This window comes from Brenneria izbisi (assembly GCF_025840185.1).
Lineage (GTDB): Bacteria > Pseudomonadota > Gammaproteobacteria > Enterobacterales > Enterobacteriaceae > Brenneria > Brenneria izbisi.
In genome coordinates, this window is record NZ_JAMPJU010000013.1 from 34,863 (window position 1) to 53,725 (window position 18,863).

Below are 18,863 nucleotides of genomic sequence, written 5' to 3' on the forward strand. Positions count from 1 at the left end.
AGTCTGTGTCGGGCGACGATCCTTGCGCCGCCCGACAAACAGCCAGGCCATTTACAATCTGGACAGTACCTTGTCGATCAGCGGCCCCAACTTAGCCAGCGAAGCTGGCGAGATAATATCAATATGGCAACAATCCAGTTCAAATACCTGTAATCGATCCACATACGGCGCCCAGGCCGCCTGTACATCCATACCTTCAGGAAGAGAACCTTTAGCGACAAACAACGTCGCCTCCCCTTGATAGCGAGCGGTTCGGGCCTGCGCCAACAAACGCACCGAGTCAGCGTAATTGGCCTCAATATCATCAAACATATCCCGCTTTTGCTGTTGAAGGGCGATATCCACTGTCTCCTCCGCAGCGGCCATAAACAAGTCGCGCTCATTGTCCACCTCCTGTCTGGCTTTTTCGTCCATGGATGCGGTCCAATCCTGAGTTTCCGGGGGATAAGTATCCAACAGACCGAGAAAAGCCACCGTTTCTCCCTGCGCCTGTAAGCGCCTGGCGATCCCCTGAGCGACGGTGCCGCCAAGTGAATAACCCATCAGATGATAGGGGCCGTGCGGTTGCACCCGTCGCAGATTGACCAGATGGTGTTCACAGACTTCATCCATCGTGGCGCAGCGGGCAATAGGTCCATCAGGACGCGGCGACTGCAAGCCGATAACCGGCCAACGCGACGCCAGATAACGAGGGAGCACGCTAAACTGCCAGGCAAACCCGGAAGCGGGATGAATGCAGAACAGCGGGTTCCCTTCCCCGGTTCGCAGCGGCAAAACCTGATCGAATCCGGCACGCCGCATTTCTTCGTCGGCACGTTCGCCGTCAAGCAACTGCGCCAGTTTTTCCACGGTAGACGCCACCATCAGTTGTCCGACGGAAACGGGTTTATCCAGATCGCGTCGCAGTTCCGCAGCCAGCCGCATCGCCAGTAGCGAATGACCGCCCAACGCGAAAAAGTCATCGGTGGCATTCACATTGTCCCGCTCCAGCAAACGGGAAAATAGTCCGGCCAGTTGCGTTTCCAACCCCGGACGAGGCAGACGTCCTCGCTGACCGCTCTCCTCTGGTAACGGCAACGCCTTGCGATCCAGCTTGCCGTTGGCGCTAAGGGGCAGAGAGGGCAGTATCACCACCGCGACCGGCACCATATGTGCCGGCAAACGCGAGGTCAGCGCAACGCGCAGGGCCTCGCCATCCAGTTGTGCCGAAGGTGCGGGTACGACATAACCGATCAACTGGCGAGCATCCGCCCCGGCCCTGGCCCCGCTCCGGCCCAACACACATGCCTGCACCGCGGCCTGATGGACGCCCGGCAGAGCAACCAGCGCAGATTCAATTTCACCCAGCTCAATGCGCTGTCCACGTATTTTCAATTGGTCGTCACGGCGACCGAGATATTCCACCACGCCGTCCGGCAGCCAACGCGCCACATCGCCGGTACAGTACATGCGTTTTCCAACTGTCTCTGGATCCGCAACAAAACGACTGGCGGTCAGTTCGCGCCGATGCAGATAGCCCTGCGCCAATTGTTCCCCGGTGAGGTAAAGCTCGCCAGCGATGCCCGGCGGCACTGGCCGCAACCAGGGATCCAGGATTCTCAGCCCGGTATTCCATACCGGACGGCCAATGGGTACGCTGACGCCAGTCACCGACGCCAGCGCCTGACCGCAAGCATTATGCCAACTGACATCGACCGCCGCTTCGGTCGGACCGTAAAGATTATACAACGGTATGCCGGTCACACTTTCCCAGGCGCGGGAGAGTTCGGTTGAAAGCGCTTCACCGCTACAGAACACCCGTCGCAGGGTTGCGCAATTGCGCACGGCTTTTTCGTCGTCCAGCGCGTCAACAAAAGCAGCCAGCATTGAGGGAACGAAATGCATGGTGGTGACGCGGTGCTTTTTCGTCAACGCCATCAACGCCGACGGATCGCGGTGCGCTTCCGGCGGTGCCATCACCAACGAGGCCCCGACCATCAATGGCCAGAAAAATTCCCATACCGATACATCGAAACTACACGGCGTTTTTTGCAACACCACGTCATCTGCGCCCAACGGATACTGATGTTGCATCCACAACAATCGATTGACGATGGCGTTATGCGCAATCACCACGCCTTTTGGCCGACTGGTGGAACCAGAGGTGTAGATAATGTAGGCGGGATGATGGGGAGAAGGCGTCTGACGGCACGCAGGGAGATCGTGATTAACCGCCAGTCGGCTATCATAAGAAAAAATAGGCCCCGCACCATCGAAGCGTTCGCGTTGCGAGGGATCGGTGATGATCAACCGCGGTTGCGCATCATCAAGCATCAGTTGCAGGCGCTCATCAGGATAGCCGGTATCCAGCGGAAGATATGCCGCCCCAACGTCAACCACTGCCATTAACGCCAGCGACAGAAATACCGAACGCGGCAATGCTACCGCCACGGTGTCCCCGGGAATCACGCCCGCCGCCGCCAGATGCTGCGCGAGCAGCATTACCTGTTCGCGCACCTCGGCATAGCTCAAAGACTGAGTTTCATCCACCAACGCAACGGCTTGCGGCGAGCGGGACGCCTGGCGCGCCAACAGTCCGCTCAGGGTATCCGGCCTGACCTCATGCTCAGTTTGATTGGCGCGTCGCACGAGTTCTTGCTCTGACTCGCTCAGCAGCGACAGCGCGGCCAGAGGCCGCTCCGGTGTGACGACCAGTTGTTGAAGCAGCAGTTGCAGGCGCAACGCCACCGCCTCGGCATCCACCTGACCTGGACGGTATTCCAGGTGCAGCGATAATATATCGCCGGGAACAGCCATCAGCGTCAGCGGGTAATGCGTATATCCGTGATTACATACACGGGTGCAACATACCTCGCCGAAAGGACGATTGAGTAACTCGCTTTCATCCGGGTAGTTCTCCACCACCAGCAGGGTATCAAACAGCGCTTCGCCTCCCGCCAATTGTTGGATCTCGCCTAGCCCCAAATTGTCATGAGCCAGCAAATCGACTTGCCCTGGTTGTATTTGCGCCAACTGTTCCAACAAAGCGCGCTGGGGTTGCAACCGAATCCGAACCGGCACGGTATTACTGAATAAACCAATATGATCGCCAGTGCCTGCCGGTCCGGTAAAACGCCCGGATACCGGCGTGCCGAACACAATATCATCACGCCCGCTGATAGCGCCCAACAGTGTCGCCCACACGCCCTGCAACAGCGTGTTCAGGGTCAGCCCCCACCTCAGCCGCAATGATTCCAGACCGTGTTGCAATTCGGGCGTCAACGTTATCGGCAGACGATGCATGGTTTCTTGCGTTGACGGAACATCACCGAACAGCACGCAAGGCGTCACATCCTTCAGCGACTCGCGCCAGGCGGATTGCGCGGCGTCTTTGTTCCGCGCCGTCAATCGGGTTATCACCGTGGGATAATCCGCCTGCGGCGTCGGCAGAGAGGACGCCATGTCGCCAAGCACAAACAGTAGTTCGCGCAACATAATGGCTGAAGACCAACCATCAGCCACCAGATGATGAGCGACAATCAGCAGTGTTGACCGCCGGGAGGATAATTGCACCAGCACGGCACGCACCAACGGAACATCGCTTCCGTCAATCAGCAAATCACGCGCCAGTTCCTCTTGTTCGATACGTTGCAGGCTCTGCTGCTGTTCCTGCGCGCTCATACCGCTCAGATCGTACTGACGCCATGGCCAACTGCGTCCCATTGACCGCCGGGGCAAAATTTGCAATGGCGCGTCACACAGCGTGTTATCAAAACAGGCGTTAAGCTGCGGATGACGTTGCATCATGCTGTTCAGCGCCGCCTTTATGCGCGAGGCCGTCAGCGCGCCGTCGAAATCAAAGCGGCTTAATGCATTGTAATTGCCGGTTCCGTCTCGCAGTTGGGCATGGAACAATAATCCCTGCTGTAACGGCAAGGTCGGTAATACCCAATGGACGGGACCGTATTTAGCGTTGACGCGCGCCATCAGCGCCTTATCATCCGCCAGCAGCGGCAATGTCGAAGAATTATCGCCATCCTGCCAGACGGTCATGACGGGCGCCATCGCCAGCGGTGTACGCAGAGAAAAAATATCCCTTGCTGACAACTGGTAACCCGCCTGTCTTAGATTGTTGGCCAGCATCATGGCTGAAATACTGTCGCCGCCTTGCAGAAAGAAATCGTCATCCGCGCCAAAAGCCTTAAGACGCAATACAGTGGCGATGGCATCGCACAACAGTCGCTCACGGGCATTTTGCGGCTGTTGCGGTTGTAATAGTTTCGCTGTGGGCCGTGGCAACGCACGACGATCGATTTTCCCGCTGCTGTTGACCGGCAACTGCGGCAGCACCACAAGTTGACTGGGTAGCATGTACTCTGGAATACGTTCTCGCAGTCGGGCATAAAGTCGTTCGCTGATCCGCTCAGGTTCCTCTGCCAGCACCGCCTTCACCGCGCAATATGCCACCAGTTGATTACGGCCTTCCGTTTCACGAACCACTATCGCTGAGCTTTCCACCTCCGATAATGCCGATAGCGCGTTTTCCACCTCGCCCAGTTCGATTCGATAACCACGAACCTTAACCTGATCGTCGATGCGGCCAACGAAATCAAGCTGGCCGTCAGCGCGCCAGCGAACCAGATCCCCGGTGCGGTAAAGCCGCTCGCCCTTGCCGAATGGCGAAGCGATGAACCGGGAGGCCGTCAATCCCGCCTTGCCAAGATAACCACGCGCCAGCCCTGCTCCGCCCAGATAGAGTTCGCCGACCGCCCCTATCGGCAGCGGCTGCAATCGGCCATCCAAAACCCAGACGCACATGCCTGGCACGGGACGGCCAATAACAGGCTCCAACGAGTCCGCCGGATCGCCAATCACACTGTCAACCGTACATTCCGTCGGGCCGTAATAATTGCGCGCCGCCACCTGTGGATACTGCTTCAACTGCTGCCAGAGCGCAGAGGATACTGCCTCGCCGCCCAGCAGGATCATCAATGGCCGATGCTTGTCCGATGTCAGTAAACCGGCGGCCAGCAGTTGCGTCAGCATCAACGGCGTCACTTCAATAATGTCGGTGCGCTGGCGTTGGATGGCCGTTACCAGCGCCAGCGCATCACGGCGAGTATCGTCATCAAACAGGTCCATTATCTGGCCATCCATCATCCCCAACAGTGGATCCCAACTGGCGTCAAATACCCAGGCGGCACTGTGTCCGGTATGTAACCGTCGGCGCTCCCCTTTGTCTGACAATCTCCTCGCCGCCGAGGAAAATGTGCCGGCCCGGTGGACATTTAGCAGATTGAGCAACGCGCCATGGGTGTTCATCACCCCTTTTGGTCGTCCGGTGGAACCTGACGTATAGATAATGTAAGCCAGATGCTCGCTGAGGAGCGGGAACCCACGCTCAGCATCGTCCGGCGGCAGATCGCTGAATGTCGTCAGACACACGCTGTCCAGACACACAGCGGGTATCGACGTAAAAGCGGCAAAGCGCGGACGTAACGCTTCAAGAGTAATCAACCGATCAGGCTGACTCTCGCCAATCATCATCGCCAGTCGCTCCGGCGGTGAGTCCGCATCCAATACCATGATCACCTGACCGGCCATCATCACAGCCAGCATCGCCACCACGCAGTCGGGTCCGCGCGGCAGCAGAATAGCCACCGGCGATTGAGGCGTTCCATCAAGCAACAGACGCGCCAACCGGGATGCCCGTTGACGCAACTCTAGATAGCTGATGCTCTCATCTTTCCAGCGCAACGCGACGGCTTCAGGCTGCTGCGCGCATTGCCGCATAAACGCATCCAGCACCGTGGTTTCGTGCTCAATGCGCTGGGCTGCGCCGCCATCGCTCCAGTGAGACAGCTTGTCTAGCGCCGTTTCATCCAGCAGACCGGCCTCCCCGATCGGCAGCGAGACATTGCTGGCGAACTGACGAAGCAACAGCGGCAAACAGGCGGCATAATGCGCCAACTGTTCCGGCTGGTAACGCGCCTGGTTTGCCAATAGTTCCACACTCAGCGCGCCGGATTCATCAATATACAGATCGATCTCAAGATCGCTGACCGGCCCCGATGCCAATTGGTGGGTCATGGCCTTAGCACCGTGGAACTCAAGTTGATAATCGAATAATTTGATATTAAAGGTTGGCCCCATCAATCCCTGGCTTTCACCGATGCGGCCAAGATCGCGCAAGAGTTGCTCGCCATCATAAGCCTGATGACGCCGTATCGCCTTAAGCTCCGCAGCCACGGTACGCGCCACATCATGTAATGTCGCGTCGGGATCGGCATGAATCGGCACGGGCAGGACATTCACCACCGGGCCGATGGCATTTAATGCCTGCGATCCCATACGGCGCATAAAGGTAAATCCCGCAGTGTAGGCCGTTCTGCCGCTCAGACGCCCTACCCAGACCGCGATCAGCGCCAATCCGATTTCCGTGGCGCTTAATCGCGTTGTCAGCGAGGGAACTGTCAGCCGCGCAAAATCATCGGCATCCAGGCGCAGCGAATAACGTAAGATATGCGGCGAGGGATGGCTATCAGACATTGGCCGCGCCGCGAGACTGACAGGCGGCGGCAATTGTTGACATTTGTCCAGCCAGAACAGCCTGTCGCGCGTGCAGGTAGCGGTATGCGACTCGTCAAGATACTCCCGCACGACGGCGGAAAAAGGCGTAAACGGCGACGGGCCGACGCTCCGGCCATCACAGCGAGCGTGGTAGATATGGGCAATTCTGCGAGTCAGGGCGGTAAAACTGAAACCATCGACCATTAGATGATGATAACGCTGATACCAGAACCAACGCGCCGGGGCAGTACTGAGGCGGAACAGGATATGGCGGCACAGAATCGCTTCGCCGCCAGCCCGCAGATTGCCTGACAAATCCTCACGCATTATTGCGAGCGCCGCAGTAGGCGCATCTGCCTCATGGCTAAGATCAATGAATTCTGGGCGGGGTAAATTACTGTCGCCCTCCGCTGCCGGCAGGATCTGAACCACCTCACCATCACGTTCTTCAAAACGCGCTCTGACAGTATCAGCTTCCATCAATCCTAGACGGATCGCCTCAAGCATGAGGTCCGGCTTCAATTCACCCCTGATTTCCACATAATGGGCCACCGCGAAAGTATTCGACCAGGGCGAAAGTTGATCGGCAAACCAAATGCCCGGCTGGGCGGCCACCAACGGCAACACCTGTAACGCGGTGCTGGTATCAGGGGAGAGGGATGTATCGGTCATGGACTAAAATCTCCTGGCTGGTGGGGTTATGAAGCATTTTGCGCATGACGCAGACTAGCTGGCCGCATATCAGTCCAGTTGGTTTCCAACCACGCGACGCACTCCGCACGCGGCAAAGGGCCGATTACCGTTCGCCACCCCGGAGGCGTTCCCTTGAAATCCGGCCATAAGCTGTACTGCTCCTCGTCATTAATTAGCACCAGAAAGAGATAACGTTCATCATCGAACGGATTTTGCATTTGCTGTTCCATGTTATGGCTCCTGTCTGATAGAGGTGGTCTTCCCCGCGGGGGAGTTCGTCTGGATCATCGGGAAATCGGATGACCACAGCGCCGTCAGGCCGTCAATCAGTCCGCCCCGCCAGCACAATGCATCGTGACCGCCATTAAACTCCCGGTAACATAGGGTATGGTGGGTATGGCGCAATACATTGAATAAGCGTTGATTAACCCGATGGATCAACGTCTCGCGCACGCCGGCTTCCATAAAGATTTTCAGTTTTCCGTAACTACCCAGACCTTGTTTAATGCGCTCAATTAACTGGCATTCACCGTCCGCCGCTTCGGTGGCCTGTATCAGATCCTGACGCGGCCACCAGAAGGAGCCGGACTGACTCAGCACACAGCCGAAACGTTGCGGCCAGTGCAGCCCGGCGAATAGCGCCGCCAATCCGCCATAGCTTTGTCCGGCGACCACGGTGGTGGCGGCATCGTCCTGATAAGCGCAAATACCCGCGATCTGCGGCAATAATTCCTCCTGAACCGCCAACCAGAATTGATCATTACAGGCCAATTCGCTGCTCCGATGCGCGCTATCTATCACATCGATCAGCAGATAAACCGCTTGCGGTAATTGCCCGGACTGCGTCTGCTTCATCAACGCCGACCATACGGGCATGCCTGATGCCCAGAACTGGCCATCCAGCAGGATCGCCAATGGCCGCTTAGCGGGCTGCGTCTCTCCGGTACTGAAAATCCAGACGGTACGGCGGTTGTTAAGGCGCTGACTGTGCCAGCAATAGGAGTGTAAACGTGCCGGAGCAGGCTGGCAGCGGAGGCCAAGATCAAAGTCGCGCCAGGCCAGTTGCGGCGGCGCATCAGGTAAATGCAACCCGGACAGGGACTGCCCTCGGCTGCCGTGCCAGAAACGACGCCGATTAAGCGGATCGTGCGTCGCCCGGCTTAACGTTTCACACCACCATTTTCTTTGTGCCAGACGCTGGGTGCGGATATCCCCTGCGGGCGGATTAAAACGCTGATGGTCGGTAGCGGGTATAAAAGAATAACCGCCTCGCCAGTCCCCTGCCAGAATAGTGCTCCAGTACCAGACATCGGTGCCTTGCAATCGCGCCATCGACTCCGGCGACATTTTGTGATGGTCTGTCACGCAATTGACATCTATCCAGACATAGCGAGTGTCGGATATCTGCTCGCTGCCTTGCGGATCACGCCAAAAGAAGGTAACCCGGTAATCGCCTGTGGCAAGTTTTTCCAACCGAGGGATATCCCCCGCGCTCAATTCACGCCACCATTCCTCACTGCCGGCATCATGTCGATGCAGCATTAATTGAATCGGCGGTTGCTCAGCATAGTGATTCATAGGAATACTTTCCTCTGCTGTGAGCCTCTTTAACCGTGCTCTGTCCGGTAGCTCCGCATGCTGGATGTAATAACCCGGAACACCGATGTAAAAGAGAGTTGACCACCGTGGCGATCCGCATCGAGCGCCACGGTTTACTCAGTGATGAGAGACGCTACCACTCATAATTGATTGTCGCAGTGACCGTCCGCCCAATACCATAGAAGCAGGCGGTGGCGGAAGCACAGGTGGCGACATATTTTTTATCAAACATATTATTAAGATTGACTTGCGCCGACACGCCTTTCAGCGATGGCGTCAGGCCGCCCAGTTCATAGCTGACTTTCGCATCGTATAAATCGACAGACGGAACTTTAAAGGTATTCTGGGCATTACCATAGCTGGTGCCGATATATCTGGCGCCCAGACCGACACCGAGACCATTCGCCACGCCGGAATGGAAATTGTATTCCCCCCACAATGACGCCATATGAGAAGGAATGCGCGCCGGCGTTTTACCCTGCGTGCCAGCCACGGTGGTTTTGGTGGTTTCAGAATCGATATAGCTGTAGGAGGCGATAAGATTGATTGATTCGGTCAATGCCGAATGCACTTCCACTTCCAGCCCCTGGTTGCGAATTTCGCCGACCGGTTCAAACCATCCCAGGCTGCTGTTATAGGTAGAAACGTTTTGCTGGCGCAGATCGTAAAGCGACAGGCTCATCAAGGTATTCCAACCCGGCGGCTGGTATTTAATCCCGACTTCAACCTGTTTGCCTGTGGTTGGCGAAAAAGGCGGCGTTCCCGGCGCACGATTGGTTTGCAGGTTGGGTTCAAAAGAGGTGCTATAGCTCACATACGGCGAAACGCCATTATCGAAGGCATACAGCAACGCCGCGCGACCGGTGAACTTACTATCGTTTTGCTGTACCTGACTGCTGTCGAGATAATCGTCGGTTCGCACTTCGGTCCAGTCATAGCGTCCCGAAAGCAGTAGATTCCAATTGTTCCATTCCATCTGATCCTGTACATAGACGCCAAGCTGATCCAACGTCTGTCGCTGATCCGTACTCTTGATTAGCGAACGCTCATCAACCGGTACGCCATAGACAGGAGAGGACCAATCGATTTGGTAACTCGTACTATTGCCCTGCCACAGTTTCTGCCGATCCTTGTTCCACCGGTAATCCAGCCCAGTCAACACCACATGATCCACCATACCGGTAGCAAACTGAGCCTGTAACTGATTATCCAACGCAAACTCATCGGTATCGCGCTCCTCTCGCTGGGCGCGTCGGTTCAACACATAGGTGCTGTCGGAGTTCCTGTAGATAAAGTATTTGTATTTTTGAGTGATATTGGCGTAACGCGCATTCTGTCTGAAGGTAAATATTTCATTGAAATTATGTTCGAATTCATAACCAATGGCGGCTTGCTCGCGCTTTGACAGATTAAAGGACGGATCACTGACATTAAAATCAAAGGGAATATAGCCCCGCTCAGTGCCGAACACCGTACCCACCGACGGCAGGAAATTGCGGTAGCCGGCATCAGGATCTTTCTGGAAACTGGTCAGCAACGTAAAGCGGGTATCGATATTGGGATACCAGGTCAACGAAGGAGCAATGGCGTAGCGGGTTTCCTTATAATCATCGACTTGATTATGCTGGGTACGCGCCAGACCGTTGAGTCGATACAGCAGGGTGTTGTCATCATTCAACGCGCCGCCAAAGTCAAATGCGCCCTGCGCAAGATCATTATTGCCGCCTTTCAATTGAATTTTATGTATCGGGGTGGCTGTCGGACGTTTGCTGGTCATACTGACCAGACCACCAGGATTCACCTGGCCGTAAAGTACAGATGCCGGGCCTTTGACCACTTCCACTCGCTCCAGCAACCAGGGGTCGATCACGCCAGTTTGCGCTCCAGCCGAAGCGCCAAAGCTCAAACCGTCCAAAAATCGTGGCACATAGGAAAGCCCACGAATAAACACCTCGTCGTAACGATTGGAACTGCCCCGGTATTCCGCTACCACCCCGGCGGTGTAGCGCAATGCCTGCGGAACGGAGGATACATCCTGCGCATCCATCTGGTCGCGGGTCACGACTGAAATAGATTGCGGCGTTTTTATCAATGGCGTGGCGGTTTTACTGCCCGCCTGACTGGTGGTTGCCACCATTCCTTTTAGCGGCGCGGTGGGTGATTCATTTGCTGTTCCGGCTACCACCGTGATGGTGTCATTCTGTTGTGTTGTGTTGTGTTGTGTTGTGTTGTGTTGTGTTGTGTTGTGTTGTGTATCAGCCGCCACACTTTGCACTGGATGGACTACTGCCAGAAGTAATCCCATATGCATAGCGGCGCAAAAACATTTTTTATGTTTTATTTTCATATAATTAACCCTTGCGCAACAATGTTAACATCATCCTATGTAACCCTGTTTTACTGCCGAAAAACCTTAGCACAACAAAAATACAAAACGCTAATGATATTTATTATCATTAGCGTTTTGTATTAATTTCACATCTTTGGTTTTTTAATGCATCCGCATAGGTAGCGATAGGAAATATCCGGCTTATCGCTTAATAAACGAGCAGGTTCGACGCGGCGTCTCGGGAACGTCGCGGTTGGGGCTGAAAAGCGGCGGTTAGGCTGTCGTCACATGCGGAACCGGATGATAGCGTCCGCACGGCACAATCAGCGGCGTGTGAGATACCGGGTCTTGAATAATCACGCAGGGCATGCCGAACACCTGTCTGATCAGGTCGGCGCTGACGATCTCGGCTGGTTTTCCTTGCGCCATAATCTTTCCGGCCTGCATGACGATCAGATGATCGGCATAACGACAGGCCTGATTCAGGTCATGTAGCACCGCCACCAGCGTGCGGCCATGTTGTTGGTGGAGATCGCAAAACAGATCGAGCAGATCAATCTGATGAGCCATATCCAGCCAGGTCGTGGGTTCATCCAGCAGCAACAACTGTGTCTGTTGTGCCAACACCATGGCTATCCATACGCGCTGCCGCTGTCCGCCGGACAGTTCATCCACGCTGCGTTCCGACAACGCACTGACATCGGTGGCAATCATCGCCTGCTCCACCGCTTCCTGATCCGCCGCACGCCACTGCCGCAGCAGACTTTGGTGAGGATAGCGTCCACGCGCCACCAGATCAGCCACCGTGATGTTATCCGGTACGATGGCATGCTGCGGTAACAGACCAATTTTCCGGGCCAGCGCTTTGGTGGGGAGTTGGTGAATGTTTTTACCATCCAGCAACACTTCTCCCGCCAGTGGTTTCAACAACCGGCACAGCGCCCGTAGCAAAGTGGATTTGCCACAGGCATTTGGACCGATAATCACACTGAATTGATTATCCGGGATCGTAACGCTCAGCGCTTCAGCGATAATTTTTTTATCATATGCGAGCGTAAGGTTGGTGGCGTTCAACGTACCAAACATAACCAGATGGTTCCTCCCAAAATGGACATCAGATAAGTTAGCCGCGCCTGCGGGCTTAACGGTAAACGCTTAAAACAACTGCGTTAATTAGCCTTTCCTTTGCTCTTCGTTATCCGCGCCGGCGTCGTTTTCCACGCCGTCATCCTCATTAACCGGCGTACTGGCCGTGAGCAAATAAGGCGATTGCTGCCAACGGGTACGGCGGTTCTGCAACAGCGTTCTCGTCAGAATGATACCGATCGCCAGCGACAACAATATCATCAGGCGCAGCATATTGGTGGTGTTATCCACCTGTTTGGCTTCTGTCGCCAAAACGTGGGTATCAAGAGTAATGCGCAGGAAGCCTATCGGCCCGTCCTTGCCCTCAATCGGCTGCACCAGTTGATGATTGGAATAACTGCCGACCCGATTGCCGTCCAGCGCCAGCCGATCGCGCAATTGAACCTGCTCGCCCGCGTTGGCGACCAACGATCCATCCTGCTGATAAATACCGGCATCCAAAATCCGGCTATGTTCCGTGAGTTGTTTGAGTATATCGTTAATCTTCTGGTTGTTATCCCCCACGCTATCCATCAGCGGCGCGAGGCTGTAAGCCACTTGTTTGGTCAGGGTGCGCGCCAACTCCTCAACCTGTTCGGAGCGCGCCATCTGGTGGCTCAGGCTGAAATAGGAAGCGCCCTGCATCAGTATCACCAGCAGAGCCAGACAAGACAGCACAATGGCTGTGCGATGCAGGCGAAATTTTACCCGAGTCCTAACCATGATAATCCTTAGGCGATTTGGATACTTTATGTTGCCAGAAGCGTCAACGATAGGATAGCTTGTTGCCCTGTTTTCCGATGGATATGTTTGTGGTTGCGATCCGGTATCAGAAAACCGACAGATACCCATTCTATGCCACCCAATGACCGCCCGTAGAGGATTTATCCCATGTCGAATAGTCTGACCTATCGTGATCTCCCGAATGAGATTAACTGTTGGCCGGGACTGCCGCTATCGCTGAGCGGTGATGAAGTAATGCCGCTCGATTACCGCGCCGGAGACACTGGCTGGCTGTTGTATAGCGATGTACTCGACAAGAATCTGCTTTCGCGCTATCAGCGTAAACTGGGCGCGGCGATGGTGATTGTCAGCGCCTGGAACGTGGGAGATTATCAGGTCGTGCGATTGGCGGGTTCGCTGACGCCGCGCGCCACCAAGCTGGCGCATGAACTGGGCATGGATGTCGCGCCAATGCGCAACGCTCCCACCCTGCGCGCGCCCGGCCTGCTGGTGATGGATATGGATTCCACCGCGATTGAGATTGAATGCATTGATGAAATCGCGCGGCTGGCGGGAACGGGCGAATTGGTTGCCGAAGTCACCGAGCGCGCGATGCGCGGAGAACTGGATTTTTCCGCCAGTCTGCGCCAACGCGTCGGGACATTAAAAGGCGCCGACGCCAATATTCTGCATGAGGTGCGTAAAGATCTGCCGCTGATGCCGGGTCTAACCAACATGGTCAGTCAACTTCAGGCGGCTGGCTGGCATGTGGCCATCGCCTCTGGCGGGTTTACCTATTTCGCCGATTATCTGCGTGAAGAACTGGGTCTGGTGGCGGCTGTCGCCAATGAAATGGGAATGTGGGATGGTAAACTGACCGGCGAAGTCATCGGCCCGATTGTCGATGCGAAATATAAAGCCGCCACGCTGCGTGAACTGGCGGAAAAACTGGATATTCCCTTGCAGCAGACGGTCGCCATCGGCGATGGCGCCAACGATCTGCTGATGATCAAAGCATCTGGTCTGGGCATTGCCTATCATGCCAAACCCAAAGTCAACGAACAGTCCGCCGTGACCATCCGACATGCCGACCTGACCGGGGTGTTGTGCATCCTCAGCGGCAGCATGAGGCACGAAGAACGCTAATCGATACGAGGTAACCTGTGGCAAAAGCCGTCAAACGCGCCTTTGTATGTAATGAATGCGGGGCGGATTATCCACGCTGGCAGGGACAGTGCAGCGCCTGTCATGCCTGGAATACCATTACCGAAGTTCGTCTGGCGGCGGCCTCGTCCTCACGATCCGATCGTCTGACCGGCTATGCGGGGGAAAGCGCCGGGGTCAGTCGGGTACAAAAACTCTCAGAAATCAGTCTTGAGGCGCTGCCTCGCTTTTCCACCGGTTTTCAGGAGTTTGATCGCGTGCTGGGCGGCGGCGTGGTGCCGGGCAGCGCGATTTTGATCGGCGGTAATCCGGGGGCGGGGAAAAGCACCCTGCTGTTGCAAACGCTGTGCAAACTGTCCGAGCAGATGAAAACCCTGTACGTCACCGGGGAAGAATCGTTGCAGCAGGTGGCGATGCGCGCCCATCGCCTCGGCCTGCCCGCGCACAATCTGAATATGTTGTCTGAAACCAGCATCGAACAGATTTGCCTGATTGCCGAGCAGGAACAGCCAAAGCTGATGGTGATCGACTCTATTCAGGTCATGCATCTGGCGGATATTCAATCCTCGCCCGGCAGCGTCGCCCAGGTCCGCGAAACCGCGGCCTACCTGACCCGTTTCGCCAAAACCCGTGGCGTCGCCATTATTATGGTCGGTCATGTCACCAAAGACGGTTCGCTGGCCGGCCCGAAAGTGCTGGAACACTGTATCGACTGCTCGGTATTGCTGGATGGCGACGCCGATTCCCGTTTCCGTACCTTGCGCAGTCACAAGAACCGCTTTGGCGCCGTCAACGAACTGGGTGTTTTCGCCATGACCGAACAGGGATTGCGCGAAATCAGCAACCCGTCGGCGATTTTCCTCAGCCGCGGCGACGAAATCACCTCCGGCAGTTCGGTGATGGTGGTCTGGGAAGGCACGCGCCCGTTGCTGGTGGAAATTCAGGCGCTGGTGGATCAATCCATGATGGCGAACCCGCGTCGGGTCGCGGTGGGACTGGAACAGAACCGTCTGGCGATCCTGCTGGCGGTGCTGCATCGTCATGGCGGTTTGCAGATGTCGGATCAGGATGTGTTCGTCAACGTCGTCGGCGGCGTCAAAGTAACGGAAACCAGCGCCGATCTCGCCCTGTTGCTGTCGCTGGTTTCCAGCCTGCGCGACCGTCCGCTGCCGCAGGATCTGGTGGTATTTGGCGAGGTCGGGCTGGCGGGTGAAATCCGCCCGGTGCCCAGCGGTCAGGAACGCATTGCGGAAGCGGCTAAGCACGGTTTCAAACGCGCGATTGTTCCCCACGCCAATATGCCGAAAAAACCGCCGGCCAATATGCAGGTTTTCGGCGTTAAAAAGCTGGCTGACGCATTGGATATTCTCAACGATTTTTAACGTCGCGGAGCTCCGACCTCCCATAAAACAGCGATTCATCCGCTGCCCTGTGGTATCTTGTTTAGTACGCTAAACAGGAGTATCGGTCTATGTCCCCATTTGAGTATTTAAAATCCGCCATTCGGCAAAAGGGGTGTACTTTACAGCAAGTCGCCGATGCGACGGATATGACCAAAGGCTATCTCAGCCAGTTGCTCAATGCCAAGATCAAAAGCCCCAGCGCTCAGAAACTGGAAGCGCTGCACCGTTTTCTCGGTCTGGAATTTCCCCGGCATGAAAAAAAGATTGGCGTCGTCTTCGGCAAGTTTTACCCCCTGCATACCGGCCACATCTATCTGATCCAACGGGCGTGCAGTCAGGTGGACGAACTGCACGTCATTCTGGGTTATGACGAACCGCGTGACCGCCTGCTGTTTGAAAATAGCTCCATGTCGCAACAGCCCACTGTCAGCGATCGTCTGCGCTGGCTGTTACAAACCTTTAAATATCAGAAAAATATCCGTATTCATGCCTTTAATGAACAAGGGATGGAGCCGTATCCGCACGGCTGGGACATCTGGAGCCAGGGCATTCAGGCTTTTATGCGGGGAAAAAATATTGAACCCAATTTCGTCTATACCAGCGAAGAACAGGATGCGCCGCAATACCGTGAACAACTGGGGATCGAAACGGTCCTGATCGATCCCCAGCGCTCCTTTATGAGCATCAGCGGATCGCAAATCCGCCACGATCCTTTCCGCTACTGGGAATATATCCCCACCGAAGTCAAACCGTTCTTTGTGCGCACGGTCGCTATTTTGGGCGGCGAATCCAGCGGAAAATCCACGCTGGTGAACAAACTGGCCAACATCTTCAACACCACCAGCGCCTGGGAATATGGCCGCGACTACGTGTTCTCCCATCTGGGCGGCGATGAAATGGCGCTGCAATACTCCGACTACGACAAAATCGCGCTCGGTCAGGCGCAATACATCGATTTTGCCGTCAAATACGCCAACAAAGTGGCTTTTATTGATACCGACTTCGTGACGACACAGGCATTCTGCAAAAAGTATGAGGGGCGTGAGCATCCGTTCGTTCAGGCGCTGATTGACGAATATCGCTTCGATCTGGTGATTCTGCTGGAAAACAACACGCCGTGGGTGGCTGATGGACTACGCAGCCTGGGCAGTTCGTCCGCCCGGCAGGAATTTCAAAATCTGCTGAAAAGCATGCTGGTAGAGAACAATATTCGCTACATCCACGTTGAAGAATCAGACTATGACTCGCGTTTTCTGCGCTGTGTGGAACTGGTGCAGCAAATGCTGGGGCATAGCAGATAAAGTGCACTGTTCAATCATAGTCAGCCTGTTTGCCCGCCAGCATAACTCAACCGGCATGAACGCTGGCTGATTCAACGACGCGCCTAAAAAAGCCCCGGTTCCATCTTCAGCAAGAACAACATATTGGGGCTAGCTATTCGCCCAACGAACGCGCTAAACACGCGTTTCTTAACATGCACTGCATGCTGACGAACAAAACCCCCATAAAAAGCAATATCGCGATCAGCCCATCGTAACCGAAAAAGGTAATGACCGCCCCGGAGAGGAGCGGGCCGACGATACTGCCGGCAGACCAAAACAGCCCCAGCAATGAATTCATCACAATTAGTCGCTGACCGACAAATATCTGACCAGCCCGAACCAGGGAAAGTGTGTAAAGGCCTCCAGCCGCCGCGCCAAGGATGATACAGATTGAAGCCAGAAGCGCTGGGGAGGAAAATGAAAATGTTATTAACAACAGCATAATACAGAAAATAACGCCACAGCCGATATGGGTTTTTATGATGCCGCATTTGTCCGCCAGCCAGCCAATCGGCGTCTGGAATAAGGCATCCCCCAGAAAGATGAGCGTTACCAATAATATCGCAGATTTTTCGTCCAGACCTTGCTCCACGCCATAGAGCGGGAAGAGGGAGAGCATGCTGGCATCAAAGAACGCAAAACAGAATACGCCAGAGGCAATCGCAGGTAGAAATGGTATAAGACTCCGGTAAGAGGCAGACGATCTTTCCTCTGCCCGAATCATATCGGCACAATTTTTCAGCATTAGCGCACAAACGCCAGATACGCCGCAAATCAACCACAAGGCATATATTTGAATATTCTCCCCGGCGGCAATAAGCAATGGCCCCAGCAACTGACACCCGGTGAAAACTGAGGTATAGACCCCAGTCAACGTCGCCTTGTGCTTGTCTGAAGCGCGGCTGGTAATCCAGCTTTCCCCCAGTACCACAAGGAGCCCCGACGCCAGTCCCGTCAGCAAACGGGGTAAAATGAGTAACAGAGGATGCGAGAGCAGATAGGAGGCAACGGTTGACGCCGCAAGGATAATAAGACTACTCGATAAAAGGTATCCGGCGTGCAGGCGACGGCTGAGCAATGGCGTAATAAAAGAGGATAACATCATTCCGGCGGCGGGCAGCGCCGCCAGAATACCGAGCGTCGCGGTACTGTGTCCTTGCTGTGCAAGCTTCAGGCTGATCAACGGCAATGTATAGCCAGTAACCAGCCCCACCAGGGATGCGGCGATTATCATGTTCAGAGTCGTAAAACGGGAGCTACGAGGATTTTCTGTCATTGCGCTTCCAGTGCGGGTTTAACAAATCACATCACCAGCGCCAACAACGTGACGGCGTAATAATCTCCGGCAGCGGGATATCCCAATGTTCGGTGGGTAAACAGTCAACCAACTGACAATCATGGGCCAGGCCGATCGGGTAAGGCCCCTGCCGCGACCAATTCTGCAACGTGCGATCATAGAAACCGCCGCCCATGCCTAATCGTTGTCCCTGCCTGTCAAACGCCACCAGCGGCGTCAGCAATACATCCAACTGGGGCAGCGGCAGAACCTGCCGCACATCCAGTTGCGGTTCCAGAATTTTCAGACGATTCAAAACCAGTTCGGTATCCGGCGTATAACGCAGGAACAGCAAATTCCCGGCGCTGAACGGATGTAATACCGGCAGATAAACCCGTTTACCCTGCCGCCATAGCTGTTGGATCAGCGGCTGTGTATCCAGTTCGCCATCGAATGAGAGAAACGCCGCGATATTGTCGGCCTGCGTTATTTTCGGGTGACGACAGACCTGATCCATCGCCTGTTCCGCGCAGAGGGCCTGCTGATCGGGCGTGAGTTGACGACGGCGCTGCCGCACATCCTGACGGATTTGCTGACGACGTTGAGCGCAAGAGAGGGATGAGGCGGATGACGGAGTGGGATGCATACGAAAATGGAGGCCGTAGCCGTAATGATCACGC

The 18,863-nt window shown here is 55.3% G+C and carries 11 protein-coding genes; 3 read left to right on the top strand and 8 right to left on the bottom strand.

Annotated elements, in window-relative coordinates; genetic code table 11:
* Window positions 1-51: 51 nt before the first annotated feature.
* From NC856_RS14860 to NC856_RS14885, 6 genes are all read right to left on the bottom strand, one after another.
* Entirely contained in the window at window positions 52-7,221 is a 7,170-nt protein-coding gene (locus NC856_RS14860) for a non-ribosomal peptide synthetase (protein ID WP_264091223.1), read from the bottom strand.
* Between the two features lie 26 nt (window positions 7,222-7,247).
* A complete protein-coding gene (locus NC856_RS14865) occupies window positions 7,248-7,472 on the bottom strand; it encodes an MbtH family protein (RefSeq protein WP_264091224.1) in 225 nt (74 codons plus the stop codon).
* 1 nt (window position 7,473) lies between these two features.
* Window positions 7,474-8,820 (bottom strand): enterochelin esterase, encoded by a 1,347-nt coding sequence (fes, locus tag NC856_RS14870; RefSeq protein WP_264091225.1) that lies wholly within the window; start codon window positions 8,818-8,820, stop codon window positions 7,474-7,476.
* 154 nt (window positions 8,821-8,974) lie between these two features.
* Window positions 8,975-11,188: a TonB-dependent siderophore receptor gene (locus tag NC856_RS14875; protein ID WP_264091226.1), complete on the bottom strand. Its 2,214-nt coding sequence runs from the start codon at window positions 11,186-11,188 to the stop codon at window positions 8,975-8,977.
* A gap of 255 nt (window positions 11,189-11,443) precedes the next feature.
* On the bottom strand, window positions 11,444-12,256 hold the full coding sequence (locus NC856_RS14880) for an ABC transporter ATP-binding protein (protein WP_264091227.1): 813 nt from the start codon (window positions 12,254-12,256) through the stop codon (window positions 11,444-11,446).
* An 87-nt stretch (window positions 12,257-12,343) separates the two neighbouring features.
* Window positions 12,344-13,018 carry a YtjB family periplasmic protein gene (locus tag NC856_RS14885; protein ID WP_264091228.1) on the bottom strand — a complete coding sequence of 225 codons (675 nt, stop codon included), beginning with the start codon at window positions 13,016-13,018 and terminating at the stop codon, window positions 12,344-12,346.
* 168 nt (window positions 13,019-13,186) lie between these two features.
* Here NC856_RS14885 and serB point away from each other — a divergent pair, with 168 nt between their 5' ends.
* The 3 genes from serB to nadR all read left to right on the top strand — a co-directional run bounded on the left by serB (window position 13,187) and on the right by nadR (window position 16,886).
* On the top strand, window positions 13,187-14,164 hold the full coding sequence (gene serB / locus NC856_RS14890; protein WP_264091229.1) for a phosphoserine phosphatase: 978 nt from the start codon (window positions 13,187-13,189) through the stop codon (window positions 14,162-14,164).
* A gap of 17 nt (window positions 14,165-14,181) precedes the next feature.
* Window positions 14,182-15,564 (top strand): DNA repair protein RadA, encoded by a 1,383-nt coding sequence (gene radA / locus NC856_RS14895; RefSeq protein WP_264091230.1) that lies wholly within the window; start codon window positions 14,182-14,184, stop codon window positions 15,562-15,564.
* 89 nt (window positions 15,565-15,653) lie between these two features.
* The gene (gene nadR, locus NC856_RS14900) at window positions 15,654-16,886 is read left to right on the top strand and encodes a multifunctional transcriptional regulator/nicotinamide-nucleotide adenylyltransferase/ribosylnicotinamide kinase NadR (RefSeq protein WP_264091231.1); all 1,233 of its coding nucleotides are present in this window, start codon (window positions 15,654-15,656) and stop codon (window positions 16,884-16,886) included.
* A gap of 133 nt (window positions 16,887-17,019) precedes the next feature.
* Here the strand turns inward: nadR and NC856_RS14905 are convergent, their stop codons facing one another.
* Both NC856_RS14905 and NC856_RS14910 read right to left on the bottom strand, forming a co-directional pair.
* Entirely contained in the window at window positions 17,020-18,183 is a 1,164-nt protein-coding gene (locus tag NC856_RS14905) for an MFS transporter (RefSeq protein ID WP_264091232.1), read from the bottom strand.
* Between the two features lie 31 nt (window positions 18,184-18,214).
* Window positions 18,215-18,829, bottom strand: coding sequence for a 5-formyltetrahydrofolate cyclo-ligase (locus NC856_RS14910; RefSeq protein WP_264091233.1), 615 nt, complete (start codon window positions 18,827-18,829; stop codon window positions 18,215-18,217).
* Window positions 18,830-18,863: the final 34 nt, after the last annotated feature.

Excerpts from the sequence above, each read along its gene's own strand:
- NC856_RS14860 (WP_264091223.1), bottom strand. The coding sequence starts at position 7,221 with ATGACCGATACATCCCTCTCCCCTGATACCAGCACCGCGTTACAGGTG.
- NC856_RS14865 (WP_264091224.1), bottom strand. The coding sequence starts at position 7,472 with ATGGAACAGCAAATGCAAAATCCGTTCGATGATGAACGTTATCTCTTT.
- fes (WP_264091225.1), bottom strand. The coding sequence starts at position 8,820 with ATGAATCACTATGCTGAGCAACCGCCGATTCAATTAATGCTGCATCGA.
- NC856_RS14875 (WP_264091226.1), bottom strand. The coding sequence starts at position 11,188 with ATGAAAATAAAACATAAAAAATGTTTTTGCGCCGCTATGCATATGGGA.
- NC856_RS14880 (WP_264091227.1), bottom strand. The coding sequence starts at position 12,256 with ATGTTTGGTACGTTGAACGCCACCAACCTTACGCTCGCATATGATAAA.
- NC856_RS14885 (WP_264091228.1), bottom strand. The coding sequence starts at position 13,018 with ATGGTTAGGACTCGGGTAAAATTTCGCCTGCATCGCACAGCCATTGTG.
- serB (WP_264091229.1), top strand. The coding sequence starts at position 13,187 with ATGTCGAATAGTCTGACCTATCGTGATCTCCCGAATGAGATTAACTGT.
- nadR (WP_264091231.1), top strand. The coding sequence starts at position 15,654 with ATGTCCCCATTTGAGTATTTAAAATCCGCCATTCGGCAAAAGGGGTGT.
- NC856_RS14905 (WP_264091232.1), bottom strand. The coding sequence starts at position 18,183 with ATGACAGAAAATCCTCGTAGCTCCCGTTTTACGACTCTGAACATGATA.
- NC856_RS14910 (WP_264091233.1), bottom strand. The coding sequence starts at position 18,829 with ATGCATCCCACTCCGTCATCCGCCTCATCCCTCTCTTGCGCTCAACGT.